This is a genomic window from Amycolatopsis roodepoortensis (assembly GCF_024628825.1).
GTDB classification, from domain to species: domain Bacteria; phylum Actinomycetota; class Actinomycetes; order Mycobacteriales; family Pseudonocardiaceae; genus Amycolatopsis; species Amycolatopsis roodepoortensis.
The window spans coordinates 8,120,642-8,135,909 of the sequence record NZ_CP102415.1 but is presented as its reverse complement, the minus strand read 5'-3'; the positions used below and the strand labels follow the sequence as shown (position 1 = coordinate 8,135,909).

The window sequence follows — 15,268 nt, the reverse complement described above, 5'->3', positions numbered from 1 at the left end:
AAAGCGCTGAGCGGTCTCAAGCGCGCCGCGACGCCGAACTGAGCCGGTCAACGAGGACTTGGCCTGGCAACTCGGTCCGGCGCGTCGGGGTGAGCAGCGCCGCTCGCCGGCTCTGTGAAGGAAGCAAGCTGACGTACAGTGGGCCGCTGTGCCCAACCCAAGACTCTCGGTCGGCCTGTTCGCAGTGGCCGGCGCCCTCGTACTGGCCGCGTGCGACGGCTCCGCCGCGCCGGACGCAGCCGGCCTCGACCCCGCGAAGTGCGCTGACCCGAATTTCGCCAGTGCTCACGCGGATTTTTGCGTCGACAACGCCTCCGTGCCGGAGACGCCGGCAGCCGAAGCCGCCACCTTGTCCAACGGCTTGAATGTCCGGATCATCTCCGCGAAGTCCGAGACCGTGGATTCGAACGGCTACGACTCCGGCCCAACCGCGAGTGTCCTGGTAATAATAGCTACCGAGATCACGAATACCGGCAACGCGACCTTCGTCTTCCCGACGGCGAAGGGAAATGTCCGTGCGGAGTTGTTCTACGGCCGCAACCACGCCAAGGCGACGAACTCAGCCGTTCGACAGGGTGACTCCACCGACCTACCGGAGCAGCTCGCCGCAGGCGGATCGGTGACTATGACGTCGACCTTCACGATGCGCGCCGGGGGCGCGGACAACGTCGTCTTCCGGTTCAACCCCGACAACACCACCACAGACGACATCACCTTCACGAACGTCCAGACCTTGTACAAATAACGCTCACGCGACTTCCAGCCCCGTCACCGCCCCCCGGGCTTCTTCGTCACCGCGGAGATCGGCGAGAGTCCTGCCCTCGCTTCGGGTACTCATAGTTCCCCGACGTAGATCCGGGGTCGCAGACTTCGCCAACTTCACCGCACTCGCGAGGACAAGAAGCCGTCGCGCTCACCGCTGAACCTCAGGAGCTGCTCCATGCGCAGAGAGACGACGGTTAACTGGTACGAGTCTTTTCGAGTCGACCTCAGTCGATCCAGCTGGGACGTTTGCGATCGCTCATGCCCTGAGTCGATCTCGGTCGACCTCGCTCGACGTGTAATTTCGCCCTTAAATCGCCCCTAGTTCCTGACGAAGCACCAGCCCACGCAAGCTGGACCACCTGATCGAGGATTCCGATCAGGTACGAAGCTGCCCAGACTGACCAAAATTCGCCGGTATGATCTTCAAACACCCAGGTCAATTAGTGTCGTCCCCGCGCAGGCGGGGTTGGTCCCGGTGTCTCGTGGGTGACGGTGCGTGGCGGTGAGTCGTCCCCGCGCAGGCGGGGTTGGTCCCGTGGCATCGTGTTCCCAGCCCGGCATCGCGACGTCGTCCCCGCGCAGGCGGGGTGGTCCCGTGCCGTGCGCACCGGGCACGAACCTCTCCGTGTCGTCCCCGCGCAGGCGGGGTTGGTCCGTGGAGCGGCCCGAACAATCCCGAAGGCGCCGCGTCGTCCCCGCGCAGGCGGGGTTGGTCCCGCGAGCACGACGTCCGGTGACCGGCCCGCTTCGTCGTCCCCGCGCAGGCGGGGTTGGTCCCGGTCCCGGACGCCCAGCAGGTTTCCGGTCCGAGTCGTCCCCGCGCAGGCGGGGTTGGTCCGGAACTGCGCGGCTCGCTGCCGCGTCTCGATCTGTCGTCCCCGCGCAGGCGGGGTTGGTCCCCCGATCACCCCGCCCAGTCCGACGCCACTAGCGTCGTCCCCGCGCAGGCGGGGTTGGTCCCGCGCCGGACAGATTCGCGTTATCCAGGCGGGCGTCGTCACCCGCACAGGCGGGGTTGGCCCCGCGTGTGGGATGCCGCGGTTTCGTTCAGGAGGTCGTTCCCGCGCAAGCGGGGCTAGCCCCTACCGGACCTCGCATCCCAGCGAGGTAAGGAAGTTCTCCCCGCGCGAACGGGGTGGTCCGGGCATCCTCGGCCGGTCAGTCACCCTGACGTTGTTCTCCCCGCGCGAGCGGGACTGGCCCGCCGGCCGCGTCACTTACCGCACGCAAGCTCAGGTTCTCCCCATGCGAACGTGGCTGCCTCGCGACTGGGCGGGTTCCCACGACCCTAGCCAGACGTCACCGCACCGCATCGTCAGGCAACACCGCAGCAGCCGTAACCCGCCTGTGCCACCATCGCCGAACGGCACAAGTCTCGTCACTGCTCCCTTGCGACCGCCTCAACGACCTTCAATGAAGCTCTCGAAAGACCTCAGGTCGGGGTAACCATCCGGAGCGCCCACCACTCGTTCATCAATGACGTGGACCTCAAAGCGCCCAAGGTCATAGCCCCGGGCTTCCCACGCCATGTCACTCGTCTCCACACGCCACTCACGCCCAGTGACACGCTCCCGTACCAGCCAACCCAGCTCATCCACCTCCTTGACTCCGCGTCACGTACCGACCGACCACGCAACCCCACAAACGGTAGAACGCATGTTCGCATCCAGCCTCAGCTGGGTAGCGATCGAACGGCGCCTCTGGCGCCGACGTGCACGGTAGCGCTCTTCCAGCGTGCCGAAGGTAGGTCCGCCGGCTGGATGTAGCTCTGCATGAGAGATCCCTCGCGCAGCGCGATCACGGGGCGGGCGATGCCGTCGTGGTCGGGATCCTCGGCACTACCGCTTTCGTCTTGCTCACACAGCGATCTCCAAGAGCGGCCTCAGCGTGCATCGGACTCTTGCGTCGTGGTCAGCGAGCACTTGTGCTGCCTAAGCATCGCGTAGAACTTGAACTCCGTCGAAATCAGGAACCAGGTCCGGCTGTCGTGACTCACCTCGGCGAACCTTAGATTGTCTGGCTATGACTGTTTGAGTTGACCGCAGATGTTCGTGGGTTGTGACCGCACTTGCGGGTCGAGTTCATGATCAATGTTGGTGGGAATTGACCGCGCTGGTGAGGCTAGGGCGGCTGGTGTCCTCGGTTGATCCAGCTGTGCATGATTTCGGCGGCGAGCCAATGCCCGCGGCTTTCTGCCTCCTCGACGACCGGGATGCCGTTGCAGCGCCGGAGTGGGTCGGCCCCGCGAGCGAGCAGGAACGCGGTAGCGTCGGCGTGTAGCGGCTCGCCGGTCTGGATGTGACCGTCGTGTTCGACGTCGATGGCGTGGCGGAGAAGGGTCCAGCCGTCGCCGTTGTCGTCCTCGATGTCGTGACCGGCATCGAGGAGGTCTCGTAGCCGGGGTAGGTCTTCGAGTTCGATGGCTTGGTGAGCTGGTGACCAGGACATGGCGTGCCTCTGCAAGATCGATGCTGGTTCTGTCGCACGATATCCGGCCGAGGCAGATGAGAAGTCGCTGGGTTGCGGCGATCTCGACCTGTGCTCGTGAGGCCAGCGGCTGTCCGCGATCGGTGTCCCGGGGTCGAAACGGAGCTGCGCGTCATCGGGGCTGGTGCCGAGGGCGTGGCCAATCTCGTGCCAGGCGCTGCCGCTGGCTCGTGCGTCGTGCACTAGCTGCGGCAGAAATCGTTCGGCCTGTTCGATCAGGCTAACGACCAGGGCGATCGTGGCGAGGTCGTCGCCGAGCCAGCAGCGGCGGCGTTCAGCGAGGGTGGCCAAGGCCTCATCGATCAGGTCGAAGGTGTCATCGCCGCTTCGCGGGCTTGGAGCGTTGCTGGTCATGGTCCTCTGCCTGGGCTCGGCTGTGGGCGAGGCGATAGGAGTCGGTGCCGGTTTCGATGATGTTGCCGCCGAAAGTGAGGCGGTCGACGATGGCGGCGCAGAGCCGTGGGTCGGTGAAGGTTTTGGTCCAGCCGCCGAAGCTTTCGTTGGAGGCGATCGCGACGGACGCCTTCTCTTCGCGTTCGGTGAGAACCTGGAAGAGCAGTTCGGCGCCGCGGCGGTCGAGTTCCATGTAGCCGAGCTCGTCGATGCAGAGCAGGTCGACGCGGCCGTAGCGGGCGATGGTCTTGGCGAGCACCATGTCGTCGGCGGCCTCGACCAGCTCGTTGACCAGCTTGGTGGCCAGGGTGTAGCGGACCCGGAACCCGGCCATCGCGGCTCGGTGCCCAGTGCGATGAGCAGGTGGGACTTGCCGGTGCCGGAGTCGCCGATCAGGCAGAGCGGCAGGCCTTTCTTGACCCATTCGCAAGTGGCGAGAGTGTGGATGACGGCCGGGTCGACGCTGGGGTTTGCTTCGAAGTCGAAGGCGCGCAACGACTTCTCCCGCGGGAACGCGGCTGCTTTGATGCGGCGCTCGGAGCGGCGACGGGCTCGGTCGTCGCATTCGGCCATGAGCAACTCGGCGAGGAACCCGCGGTAGGACATCTGCTCCCGGGTCGCCGCCTCGGCGATGTCGGGGAACTGGGTGCGGATGGTGGGCAGGCGCAGCAGGCGGCAGGCCTGATCGACTGCGGCGTCGGCAGCTTGCTCGGTCAGGCCGCGATGGCGTTGAGCGGTCATGTGTTTGTCCCTTCTCTGGGAGTTCGGTGGCTGGGCAGCAGCTGGTCGTAGATCGCCACCGACGGCAGCGGCCGGGTGTCGGGCGGCAGCTGGGTCAGCCGCCGTTCGGTCAGCGAGGCCACCGCCGCGGCCGGGACGACCCGGTCGGAGGCCGACGGTGGTGTGATGTCGGTGTCGGCGGCCTTACGGGCTTCGAGCGCGACCGCGTCCGCGGTCAAAGCGCCGGCGCGCAGCGCCGCGGCCAGACCGGCGACGACGTGTTCGTGGGTCATGTGCCGGTGCAGCAGCAGGACCTGGATCAGCGCGCGGGTGCCGTCGCGGTCGCCGTGGGTCTTGCGGGCAGCGGCCCACCAGGCGTCGTGCACCGGCGTGAACTTGCCCGCCGCGCGAGCCTGCTCGAGGGCGGTCGCCCCGGGCAATGCGCCGGGCTTGCGGACCAGCGCTTCGAGGTAGTGGTCCAGCTCGAGACGGCTGCCGGCCTTGGCCAGCAGCCGTTCGTGCCGGGCGACCTCGGTGCGGCCGTCGAACACGATCAGCTCGGAGGCATGCAGCAGCACCCGGACCCGGCGCCCGATCACCCGAACCGGCACCGAGTAGCGGTTGGTGCGGATGCTGATCTGGCTGAACCGGTCGACCCGCGGGGTGAACCAGCGGCCGATCTCGAACGGCTCGTCCGGCAACGGCCGCAGCAGCGGCGCCTCGATCGAGAACATCTCGCCGACCGTGCGTGGCCGCGCCCCGATCCGGCGGGTCTCATCGGCGACGTCCCAAGCGTCAACGCAGGCGTTGAGCTCGGCCAGCGAGCCAACCTCGGGAACCGGGACGAGGTGAGTGCGGCGGAACCATCCGATCTGGCCCTCGACCCCGCCCTTCTCGTGCGCGCCCTGCGAACCGGGCTGGCAGTAGAAGGGCTCGATAGCCCAATGCGACCGGAACGCGGTCCACCGCTCGGTTTCCACCCGCTGCCGCGAGAACCCCAGCACCTGGGCGACGACCGCGGCCTTGAGATTGTCATAGCGGATCTGGCCAAGCGGGACACCACCGAGCACCCGGAACGCATGCTCGTGCCCCTCGAAGAACGCCTCCTGTCCACCCGACAGGGAAATCTTGTGGACGGCCTTGCCGGAAAAGGACAGCCGCAGCGAGAACAGGAAACACGTCACGAGCGTGCCGCGCCGCCGCACGGCCACCTCACCGAAGTCGACCTCCGCCTCCTGCCCCGGCCGATGCGACTGCGGTATGAACACCTCGGCAGGGCCGCGGCCGACCTCGGTCCGGATCTCAGGCTTGCGGATCGCGACGTAGGCGCGGACGACCTGATACGACACGTCGGCCATGGCGTGTTCGTCGATCAACCGGTCGAAGATCCGCTTCACCGTGTGCCGCTGTTTCCGCGGCGCATCCAGATCAGCGCGCAGGATTTCGTCGATCACCGACTTGAACGAGTCCAGCTTTGACGGGCGAGGCGGTGGCTTCTTCCTCGGCTCCGGCCACGCCGACGTCAACGCCTTGACCACCGTACGTCGGCCGACGTTGTACTTCCGCTCCAAAGCACGCCCGGACATACCAGCCCGGGCGTCCCGGCGGATCGCCGCGTAGAGCTCTACCTTCGACAGTGGGGACATACGTGCTCCGCCATGCACACGTAGCCGCCCACTGCAAGGGTTCACCCGCGGTCAAATCTCACGAACACCAACTTCGCAACCGCACCGGCCGCGGTCGCAACAGACGAACATTCGCGGTCACATCACGCGGACAAAACCACTAAGCCTTGTCGGCAACAAGCGTGACGTCATTGGCGGTCAGCATGTCGATCAGGATTGCGCCGATTTTCCACCGTCATCGTCCGCACACCCGGCAACGCGACCCTTCACCCCAGCTGGACCAAGCGGCAGAACCCGGCATCACTCGACACCATCCGACACGGAGTTTCACCGGCTCTGACCATTGGGTTCGAGCCCCTGATGGCGCACCGTGAGAAAACAAAGCCCACCAACGATTTTCCCGTGGTTTCTGGGTTGCCGTCGGTGGGCTTTGTTGATGCGTGAGCCCGAAGTAGGCCGCTGATCACTCAGCTGATATTTCTGGCAGGTTTCAAGGGCCAGCGGCGAAAGCGGCAAGCTGCGCGGCTGTACCGGCGAAAACATCCTGGTCGCCGGGGAAGGTGCCCGATTTGGCCCACTGGTAGAAGGTGTACGCGGTCCAGCCCGCGGGCATTCCGGGTGGCCCGCCGGCGTCGGAGGACACCGGAGAGATCCACAACGGCGAATTGGCCGGAATGGTCGTGTTACTGCCGGTGCAGTGGTTCCACCAGCCACGGGTCGTGTAGACCACCGGCCAGCGACCAACACTGTCGTGCACCGTGGTGACGAAATCCGTGAGCCAGGCCGTGACCTGCTCCGGCGTACGGTTGTAACACCAGCCCGCCCAGTCCACGGTCGAATAGGGGTTGTACTCGATATCCAGCACCGGCGGCAAAGTTTTTCCGTCGCCGACCCATCCCCCGCCGTTCGCAAGAAAGAACCTGGCCTGGTCCCCGCCCGATGCTTTGTCCGGCAGGCCGAAGTGATAGGCACCCCGCTTCAGGCCCGCGTTCGCCGAACCCGCGTAGTTCGCCGCGAACGTCGGATCGCGATAGGTAGTGCTCTCCGTCACCTTCATGTAGGCGAACTTGGCACCCTTCGCCGCCACCGCGGGCCAGTTCACACTGTTCTGGTAGTGACTGACGTCAAGGCCTGGCAGTCCCTCCGGCGCGACAGCGTTCACCGAAGCCGCCGACGGCCAGGCTTTGGCCGCACGCTCGAAACTCGGAACAGACGAACCCATGTAGTCCGCCTCTGGATGTGCTGGAGCCAAGGCGTCCGCCGCGGATGCCTGCGCGGCCTCTACAGACACCTGTCCGGCGAGCAAGGCCAACGTCAAGCTTGCTGCCACTCTCGCACGTCTCAAGTTGACCATTATCGAAACCTCTCAAGTCGATGACCCTGCCGCTGTCAATGTCGAAAATCCTGCTTGATCAACCCAGCTACCTATCCGACGAGGGTTTTCACCCGCCGTTATAGCCACACTGATCATCACTCTTTTGACAGAGTGGAAACATGAACGAAAATGCTCGACAATACGATGAATTACAGTCAGCGACTGTTTTCGAGAAGCTCAGAAATCCGCTTCAAATAACCCGATTCCCGGTCGGGCCTTATGCGATAGTAGGACAGCGGGTGAAGTTCAATCGAACGACCATCGTTCAGCGAAAGCACTGGCACGCAGAGCCACACCAGAAGGTAATTGGTCTTCTTCGCGTCGACGGATGCGATCTGCCCCCACGGGATAGGCCCTGAGGACCGCAAGCCCTGCCGCACGACAATCCCGGACTCGTCAACGACGACCCCTCGGCGGAGGCCGACCGCCACTACATAAAGGCCAACGATCCCAACACAGAAACCGATGACCTTTGACGCCGTGTCGAAGCCACTGGCGATCAGGGCTGCTCCGATGCCCGCGAAGGCCAGCCCGGCAAGGACAAGAACCAGGTTCCACGAAGACCTGAACTTCGCCGCCTCTGACTTGCGGCCCTGTTCCGACATTTCCGGACTGCTCCTTGACTGGATTTATGCGTAGGTGGACGTTAACACCCGCGCCGTCGGGGTGTCCGGTGGCCAACGCTTCCGGACACCCCGACCTTGGCACAGCTGTCAGCAGCCGCGGCGGTATACCCGGCAGCCGTAGAATTTCAATCCTTGCGCCCCACCGGAAGCACCAGCGACTACGCCCTTGTGCCACCAGCGCATGCGCTTCCACGTCTTGGTGTAGATCTTGGGCTGCCGCCAGGCCTTGATCCTCCCGAACTTCGCCAGACGGGCACCGACGCCCACTGTGCCGAAGGTCGCGGCGGTGAACAGCGCATCACCGACGTTGGCCTTCCAGGTGGCCTTCCATCCGCCGCCTTGCTGCGCACGCTGCTGCGCGCGAATGGCGAGAGCACCTGCTTGAAGGGCACCGCACGCACCCCAGCCGACCGCAGGCACGAGGCAGGCTCCGGTGGCCACGACCGTGGCGACGGTGCCACGGTTGTTCCAAACCCAAGTCGCGGCTTGGGTGGCCTTCTGGCCGACCCAGCTAGCGGCGTTCGTGAACCAGTTACGCCCGTCTAGATCCAGTTTATTGATCGGGTCGGCCAGCACGTATTCGTAGTCATTGGCCGATCCTCCTTCGACCGGGTCGACGGAGAGGAACCGGCCCAGGAGCGGGCTGTAGGGCCGTGCGCCCATCTGTACGAGCGCCAGCGATCCCGCGTGTTCGTAAGGTCGCTGGTGCTGTCCGAGCCAGCCGTAGTCCATCTGACCTGGCTGGTTGTCAGGCACAGCGTCGTTGTTGACGGCACCCGTGGTGTTCAGCGGTTCACCGTAGGGGGTGTAGCTCCTCAAGTCCCCGAGTTGCTTGCCCGAGTTGTCGCAACTGGCGATGATGTCGCCTCGGACCGACGGCAGATCCCAGCTCTCGACCGGGGCGCTGTTCGCGTAGTTGACCGTGTAGAGGACACCGGCCGGCAAGGTGATAGAACGGGTGAGCAGACGCTTGTCCGGAGCCAGTGTGAGGTCGGTTCCGTCACCGTTCGCCGTGTACGAGTAGAGCAGATCTCCCGAATTGTCTCCCTGTGTGACGCTGCGGCGAGTGATGCGGTCCGTCGCGTCGCGACCGTAGGAGAGGTCCGCCCGGTCGGCCCCGGTGGTCCGGGCCGTGATGTTGCGGTCGGCGGAGTCCCATCCGAGATAGGTCGTCCCGGCGCTGTCCGCGAACTGGGTGGTGTTGCCATGGGAGTCGTAGCCGACAGAGGTGATCGCAAGCGCCCCGGTGGTACCGAGCAGCCTGTCCGCGCCGTCGTAGCAGTATCCGGTCTCGGCAGTGCCCGAGGCGGTCTGGTCCAGCAACCGGACACGGTTGGTGTTGAGCCCTGCGTTGCCCTGGGTACCGCTGGGGCAAGTCACGGGGGCGGGGGACGAGAAGTCGTATGTGTAGTGGTGCCCTGGCACATAGGCTTCGACCATGCGGCCCGCCGCGTCGTAGACGTAGTTCGGCCCGTTCGGACGAGGATCGACTCCTCCTGAAGACTCGTCCACGATGGTGCCGGCCCGGGTTCTGCCGACCTGCGAGGTGATTGTCTTGTTGTCGCTGGTCTTCCACGTCAGCGAGACAGGCCTGCCGGCCTCGTCCTTGCCGATGGAGGTCAGCGCGGCTCCGTTGGCGTAGGACACGCTCGCCGGCTCGCCGGCGTTGTCGTAGGCCGTGGTGGCAAGGACCGTATTACCGAGTTTGGTGCTCAGCAACCGGCCCGCGTCGTCGTAGGTGTCCGCTGTGACCTGCACGGCGTCAGCGGGGTTGGCAGGGAAGGTCTTCTGTTCGGTGACCCGGCCGACGAGGTCGTACCCGGTGGCCGTTCGGACACCGTGGACGTCGGTGTAGGAGATCACCCGGCCCAGCAGGTCGATTTGCGTGGTGATCGTGCCTGCGTTGTCGGCGACCGAGGTCGTCAACGGATCCCCGCCGACCGCGTAGTTGTTCGTGACGGTGCGTTCGGCGGCGGTCGGATTCGCGGGTGTCTTGACCGTGATGAGGCGGTCACGTGCATCGTAGGTATTGCACGTCCAGTCGCCCGAAACGGCTTTGGCGATGATACGACCCGATGCGTCGTAGACCTGCTCGTCGACCCTGGGCTGGCCATTCGCCGGGGCAGTGGAAGTGGTCGTCTTCGCCATACCGGCCTGGTTGATCGCCGGACTTCCCACCGCACACGGATTGCTTCGGGCTTCCGTGTCTCCGTAGTACGCGATCGTGGTGACCGCGCCTGTGGGCATGGTCTTCTTCGTGGCACGCAGGTAGCCGGTGCCCGGAGCCTCGTAGCCGGTGCCGGTGGTCAGCTGTGCGCCGCCGCTTCCGGTGGTGGAACTCGTGGCGAGACCGTACGCCGCGTCGAGGCCGTTCTGGTTGTACTGGCTTGTACTCACCTTGTCGGGTACGCCGTCGGACTCCGACGTGACGGTGGATGTGGCAAGTCCGTAGCGCGGACGCAACTGGCTGCCGGGGACGAGTTCCTGGATTCCCGAGGGGGTGGTCCAGTTTAGGTCCAGCTTGGCGTACCCGCCATTGTCGTAGTAGTCGATGCGGATTTTCTTGACTTGTCCCGGTTTGTCGCTGTGGACGGTCGCCTCGCGCCAGGCCGGTTCGCTGATCTGCCAGTAGTCCATGACCAACTGGTCGTCGATCCACATCCTGATGCCGTCGTCGACGTTCGCTCGCAGTTTGTAGTCGCCTGCGGTGGGAAAGACGATTTCACCGTTCAGCCGCAGAGAGAACACGTCACTGGAGAGACCAGGAGTGACGTCCTTGCCGTACTCCCAGGAACTCTTGATGGTTCCGCCCGCGCCGCCGATACCTGTGGTAAAGGCCTTGGGTGCGCCGGTGAGTGTCGGGTTGTCGTAGAAGGCGGCCGAGAGTCCTGGCAAGCCCTCGTCGAATCCCGTGTGAGTGTGCGTCACGGTTCCGGCACAAGCGGCGGTGGGCAACTGCGCCGCGAAGCACGATGCGGGCGCCGGGCCGTAGACGTCGGTGGGTCGATCGGCATGGTCGTAGACGGTTGTCGAGACCCTGCCAGCAGGGTCGGTCGACGTCAGCTTCTGGTCCTTCGCGTTCCAGGTTTGCCCGGTGCTTTTGCCAGTGGCGTCGACGGTGGACAGCAGCCTGTCGGCGTCGTCGTAGGTGACCTTGGAGAAGAATCCAGTAGCAGGATTCAGCCCGGCGACGGACAGGGTGGTCGACCTGCTTGCGGCGTCGTAGGTGTACCCGCGCTGTGGGCGAGCCTGCCCGGGAGAGGGTGCCTGTACCAGCACTCCCGACACCTTCGGTTTGCCGGAGCTGGTGTCATAACTGATTTCCGAGCGGATGTCGGTCGCTCCGGACCGGTTCGCCGGGTCCGCGGCGATCCAGTCGTTGATCAGCGAGGAACGCTGCGTGATCATGAGTCCAGTGGCGTCGTAGCCGTAGTCACTGACCTCGGCGCCCGGATCTTCGATACGGGTAAGTCGGCCTTGGGAGTACCACAGGCGGGTTTCAGTGCCGTCCCAGTAACTGACGCGGCACAACATCTGGGCGGGAGCAAGCGTGTCCGCTCCTGCCGGTACACCGGCACCGCCGTAACAGTCGTCTCCGGACCGGTTGTAATGCAGGGTCTGCGAGCGCTGCGCGACGGGATCTTTGATCTCCCGCAGCCGCGACGGTACGCCGTCATAGACGTACTGAAGCGTTGCCGGTTTCCGGCTGTCGACGACGGCGGATTGACTTTCCAGTTTACCGTCGGCGCGGAACACCGAGACACTGCCGCCGTCGATCAAGGTGATCCTGCCGCCGGTGTCGAGCGCGAGGATCCCGCTCTCGTTCTCGGGCGGGGTGTAGCCGCCGGCACTCTTCTTCGTCCACGTGTGCTTGGCCCCGGAAGCGTCGGTCAAGACGATGGTCTGATCGGCGACCTTGGCTTCGGTGTAGCCGGCTCCGTCACCGTCCAGGTCGACCGATACCGTCCAGCCCTTGGGCATGGTCGAGAGATCGTTGGTGTAGAGCCAATCCGCAGGAACGATCTGCGGGGTGACCGTGGTGTTGTCGGTCGTACGCACGAACAGGCGCATCTTGGCCGCACCGGTGGCTTCCGCGTTCTCGACCTTGATCGGCACCCGCTGCCCCGCGGTGAGGGAGACATTGGTGGCCTGGGTCCAGTTCACGTCGCTGGGGGTGCCGACGTCGTAGACCTTGGCGTTGTTGACCCAGACGACCGCGCCGTCGTCGTGCACCCCGGCGAATTGGTAAGTACCGGTTGCGGGAGCCTGGAAGAAGCCCTCCCAGCGGGCGACAAACCAGTCCGCGGACAAGGCAGGCGCGAAGGGCGAGTCGGTCCCCCAGTCGACGTTCACCTGCGGCTCGGTGCGTACCAAGACCGGCTGTTGCGCGTCGCTGATCAGGCCATTGTGCGACAGGTCCGCGAAGTAGGAAGCCTTGAGGCCTTTACTCTCCGATTGCTGGGAGTTGTAGGTGAAGTTGAGACCGGTGTTTCCCCCCACGGTGGTGAACGTGGGCCCGGCTTCGGAAACCGACGCGTTGCCGTTGGCCAGGTTGACGCTGACCGGACCGGCGGTGTCCACAGGGGACGGGCCGTGGTCACCGATGCGCTGGTCGACCTTGAGGTGACCGATCCACGTAGGTGTCGTGGTGGTGGTTCCGCTGTAGGTCAGGGCTTGCCAGGTGTAGGCGACACCGTCCTGCAGGATCCCGGCGGGGACCGTCCAGGTGGGGGTGGTCAGGCAGCCGGATTCGACCACGACGCCGGACTTGGCGTCGGCACCGGTCGCGACGCGGAAGCAGTACTTGACCGGGTCGCCGTCAGGGTCGGTGACCGGGTTGACCGCGAGGGTGGGGGTCAGCGAGGTGGAGACGGTTCCGTCGGCGGGGCCGGCGAGAACCGCGGCGGGCGGTGCGGAGCCGGTGTCGACGGTGAGGGTGGCGTTGAGGTTCTTGTAGGTCCAGGTGCCGGGGTTCTCGGCGCCGAGCAGCATGAACGACACGTTGATGTCGCGGGCGTTGACGCGGTCCCGCAGGAAGTTCGTGAACGCCGTGCTGGAGAAAGAGCCGACGTCGCCGACGAGCGCGGACGCCAGGTAGGGGCCGACACCGTTGAAGTTGTTGTCCGACGCGTGGTACAGGTTCGCGTTCCAGGTCTTAACCGACCCGACGACGCTGGTGTTACGGGTGAGATCCAGGGTGGCGCCGACGACGGTCTTGCCCCACAGCGGCGAATAGTCCAGGTGCGCGACCGACCGGTTGTAGGTGTCGCCGTTGGCCTGGCTGTTACCGATCCGCAGACCACAGTCGGTGCACTTCGAGCCATCGGAACGGAACGCGAACGAGTACTGCACGCCATAGGTGAAGGTGGGGTCGATCGAGACCGGGTAGACCCGCTTCGGGTCCTTCAGCCAGTTCGCGTCGACAGCGACCGTGAGCCACCACTCGGAGCCGGTTTGCTCGAGAGTGTAGGTACCACCGGTCATCGCCGGGGCGGTCTCCCCATGCCCGGCGGAGTCCCAGGTCTCGATCGGCGGCAGCACGAACTTCGCCGCTCCGGCCTTGTCCAGCAGCGATACCGCCTTGGACTGCGCGTCCAGCTTGGGCGTCAGGTCACCGGTGGTGAGCTTGAAACGCCACGAGGAACGCCCGTCGGCCGGAGGCCGCTTCAGCTTGATGGTCTCCTTGACCGCCCCAGGCGTGACCTCGTAATCCAAGTCGGTACCGGCAGCAACCTCCGGATAGGTCACAGAGTCGCCCTTCACCACCGCGGCGGCGGGGGCGGCCTGGTCGAGCGCGAGGCTGGCGGTGTGCCCGGCCGACTCGATCTGCAGCACGGAAGGATCGTTGGCCTTCCCGGCGAGGGAGGGGCTCAGTGGATGGTTGTCCACATCGGCGCGCTTGGTCACCGCGTCGGTGTCCGGCGTGGTGTCCACCGGCTGCCATTGGCCGGCCTTGTCCTGCACGTTCAGCGGTTGCGTCGACTCCCGTACCGAATGGGTGCCGTCCGGGTTGAGGTACTCGGTGGTGAACATCGACCGCGACACCGGCTTCGACCTCGCCGGGTCGAAATGACTTCCCGCTCCCCCGTCCAACCGGGCCTGAGCAGCGAAGTCACCTGCTTTCGGGGCATTCGGCGCCACGGCCGCGGGCGGCTGCGACGACAGCACCGGAACATCCCGCGGGCTGATCGGAGCGGGAGCCGCGGCCGCGCGAGGCGGGGCGGACACCGCCTCGACAGCGCTGATGCCGACCACGGCGACCAGCATGAAAGTCATTGTTCTGATGGCGTTCGATCTCCGCGCGGCGCGCGACATCCAGAGCACCGATGGTTCCCCTCGTCATGCACGGCTCTTGTGAAGCCGTACCAATCCCGATCCGCACCGGGCCCGCGGTCAGGCGGACCCCATCCGCGATATACGGACACGACAACGAACCCCTGAGAGGGGTGTCGGTGGCGTGGTGGGCTGGGCGAAAGCCCCCGGGCTTTCGTCCTCAAGCTTGATCGTCTTCACCTCACGCGGTTGTTACCTCGCTCGACGTGGTGAATGTCGACCGTCACCGTTCCGTTATACGAAAAGGGACACTTTGGCCAAAGTGATAGCAAATCACTCAACAAAACTTGCCTCGATTCACCCGCATCACCAATACGTGGACGTCTGTCTATCCTCAGACAAGTGATCGCAACCGATTCGCACTATTCGGACACCCGTCTCACGACGACCGGGCAACGGGTAGTGGTGTATCTCATCCTCACGACCGTGTCGCTGATCAACCTCATCTCCTACGCCCCCCTGGAATTGCGGGCGCACGAGAAGGCGTGGGGCGACGCGGTGAACTACTACGCGATGTCCGAGCACACCGGTGCCCAGGTCGACAACCCCTTCGCGCTGAGGATGCTCAGCCCCTAGCTGGTACACCTGGGCGGCAAGATCTCCGGCCTCGCGCTCGACACCGTGTGGATCGGCTTCACCTTCGTGATCACACTCGCCTGCACCGTGGTGTTCTTCGAGTTCTGCCGGAAACACCTCAAGCTGCAGCCATTCACCTCGGCGCTCGCCGCGATCGCGCTGGGCAGCACCTTCTGGTATGACCCCTACGCCTTCAGCAACCCGTACCTGGTCGACCCGCTCAACAACCTGCTCTACCTGGTCGCACTGTGGCTGTTGTTCCGGCGCAAACTGGTCTGGTTCACCGCCGTCGTCATCCTCGGCGCCATCAACAAGGAGACCACCCTCCTCCTCGCGCCGCTCTACCACTGCTGACCTGGACCCGCACC

8 protein-coding genes, 1 pseudogene and 1 CRISPR repeat array are annotated in these 15,268 nt (G+C 65.1%); of the genes and pseudogenes, 3 read left to right on the top strand and 6 right to left on the bottom strand.

Annotation, left to right across the window (positions count from 1 at the left end; genetic code table 11):
• Window positions 1-148 precede the first annotated feature (148 nt).
• Window positions 149-745 carry a hypothetical protein gene (locus NQK81_RS39215; RefSeq protein ID WP_257485487.1) on the top strand — a complete coding sequence of 199 codons (597 nt, stop codon included), beginning with the start codon at window positions 149-151 and terminating at the stop codon, window positions 743-745.
• A 465-nt stretch (window positions 746-1,210) separates the two neighbouring features.
• A CRISPR array of direct repeats spans window positions 1,211-1,725; the repeat unit is 28 nt; unit sequence GTCGTCCCCGCGCAGGCGGGGTTGGTCC.
• Between the two features lie 1,161 nt (window positions 1,726-2,886).
• On the opposite strand, the gene NQK81_RS39210 is transcribed toward NQK81_RS39215, so the two are convergent.
• From NQK81_RS39210 to NQK81_RS39185, 6 genes and pseudogenes are all read right to left on the bottom strand, one after another.
• Window positions 2,887-3,606, bottom strand: coding sequence for an ankyrin repeat domain-containing protein (locus NQK81_RS39210; RefSeq protein WP_257485486.1), 720 nt, complete (start codon window positions 3,604-3,606; stop codon window positions 2,887-2,889).
• Window positions 3,569-4,386 (bottom strand): annotated as a pseudogene (gene istB, locus NQK81_RS39205) (IS21-like element helper ATPase IstB). Before istB ends, NQK81_RS39210 begins: the two are co-directional and overlap by 38 nt.
• Window positions 4,383-6,011, bottom strand: coding sequence for an IS21 family transposase (gene istA, locus NQK81_RS39200; protein WP_257485485.1), 1,629 nt, complete (start codon window positions 6,009-6,011; stop codon window positions 4,383-4,385). The pseudogene istB and the gene istA overlap by 4 nt, the downstream one beginning before the upstream one ends.
• Before the next feature lie 469 nt (window positions 6,012-6,480).
• Window positions 6,481-7,320, bottom strand: coding sequence for a GH25 family lysozyme (locus NQK81_RS39195; protein ID WP_257485484.1), 840 nt, complete (start codon window positions 7,318-7,320; stop codon window positions 6,481-6,483).
• A 200-nt stretch (window positions 7,321-7,520) separates the two neighbouring features.
• Complete coding sequence (locus tag NQK81_RS39190; protein ID WP_257485483.1) at window positions 7,521-7,970, bottom strand: hypothetical protein; 450 nt, start codon at window positions 7,968-7,970, stop codon at window positions 7,521-7,523.
• A gap of 108 nt (window positions 7,971-8,078) precedes the next feature.
• A complete protein-coding gene (locus NQK81_RS39185) occupies window positions 8,079-14,258 on the bottom strand; it encodes a PA14 domain-containing protein (protein WP_257485482.1) in 6,180 nt (2,059 codons plus the stop codon).
• Between the two features lie 408 nt (window positions 14,259-14,666).
• On the opposite strand from NQK81_RS39185, the gene NQK81_RS39180 reads away from it, so the two are divergent.
• Together NQK81_RS39180 and NQK81_RS39175 are read left to right on the top strand one after the other, a co-directional pair.
• Entirely contained in the window at window positions 14,667-14,900 is a 234-nt protein-coding gene (locus tag NQK81_RS39180) for a hypothetical protein (protein ID WP_257485481.1), read from the top strand.
• Window positions 14,901-14,966: 66 nt separating this feature from the next.
• Window positions 14,967-15,254 (top strand): hypothetical protein, encoded by a 288-nt coding sequence (locus NQK81_RS39175; protein ID WP_257485480.1) that lies wholly within the window; start codon window positions 14,967-14,969, stop codon window positions 15,252-15,254.
• Window positions 15,255-15,268 lie beyond the last annotated feature (14 nt).

Excerpts from the sequence above, each read along its gene's own strand:
- NQK81_RS39210 (WP_257485486.1), bottom strand. The coding sequence starts at position 3,606 with ATGACCAGCAACGCTCCAAGCCCGCGAAGCGGCGATGACACCTTCGAC.
- istA (WP_257485485.1), bottom strand. The coding sequence starts at position 6,011 with ATGTCCCCACTGTCGAAGGTAGAGCTCTACGCGGCGATCCGCCGGGAC.
- NQK81_RS39190 (WP_257485483.1), bottom strand. The coding sequence starts at position 7,970 with ATGTCGGAACAGGGCCGCAAGTCAGAGGCGGCGAAGTTCAGGTCTTCG.
- NQK81_RS39185 (WP_257485482.1), bottom strand. The coding sequence starts at position 14,258 with ATGCTGGTCGCCGTGGTCGGCATCAGCGCTGTCGAGGCGGTGTCCGCC.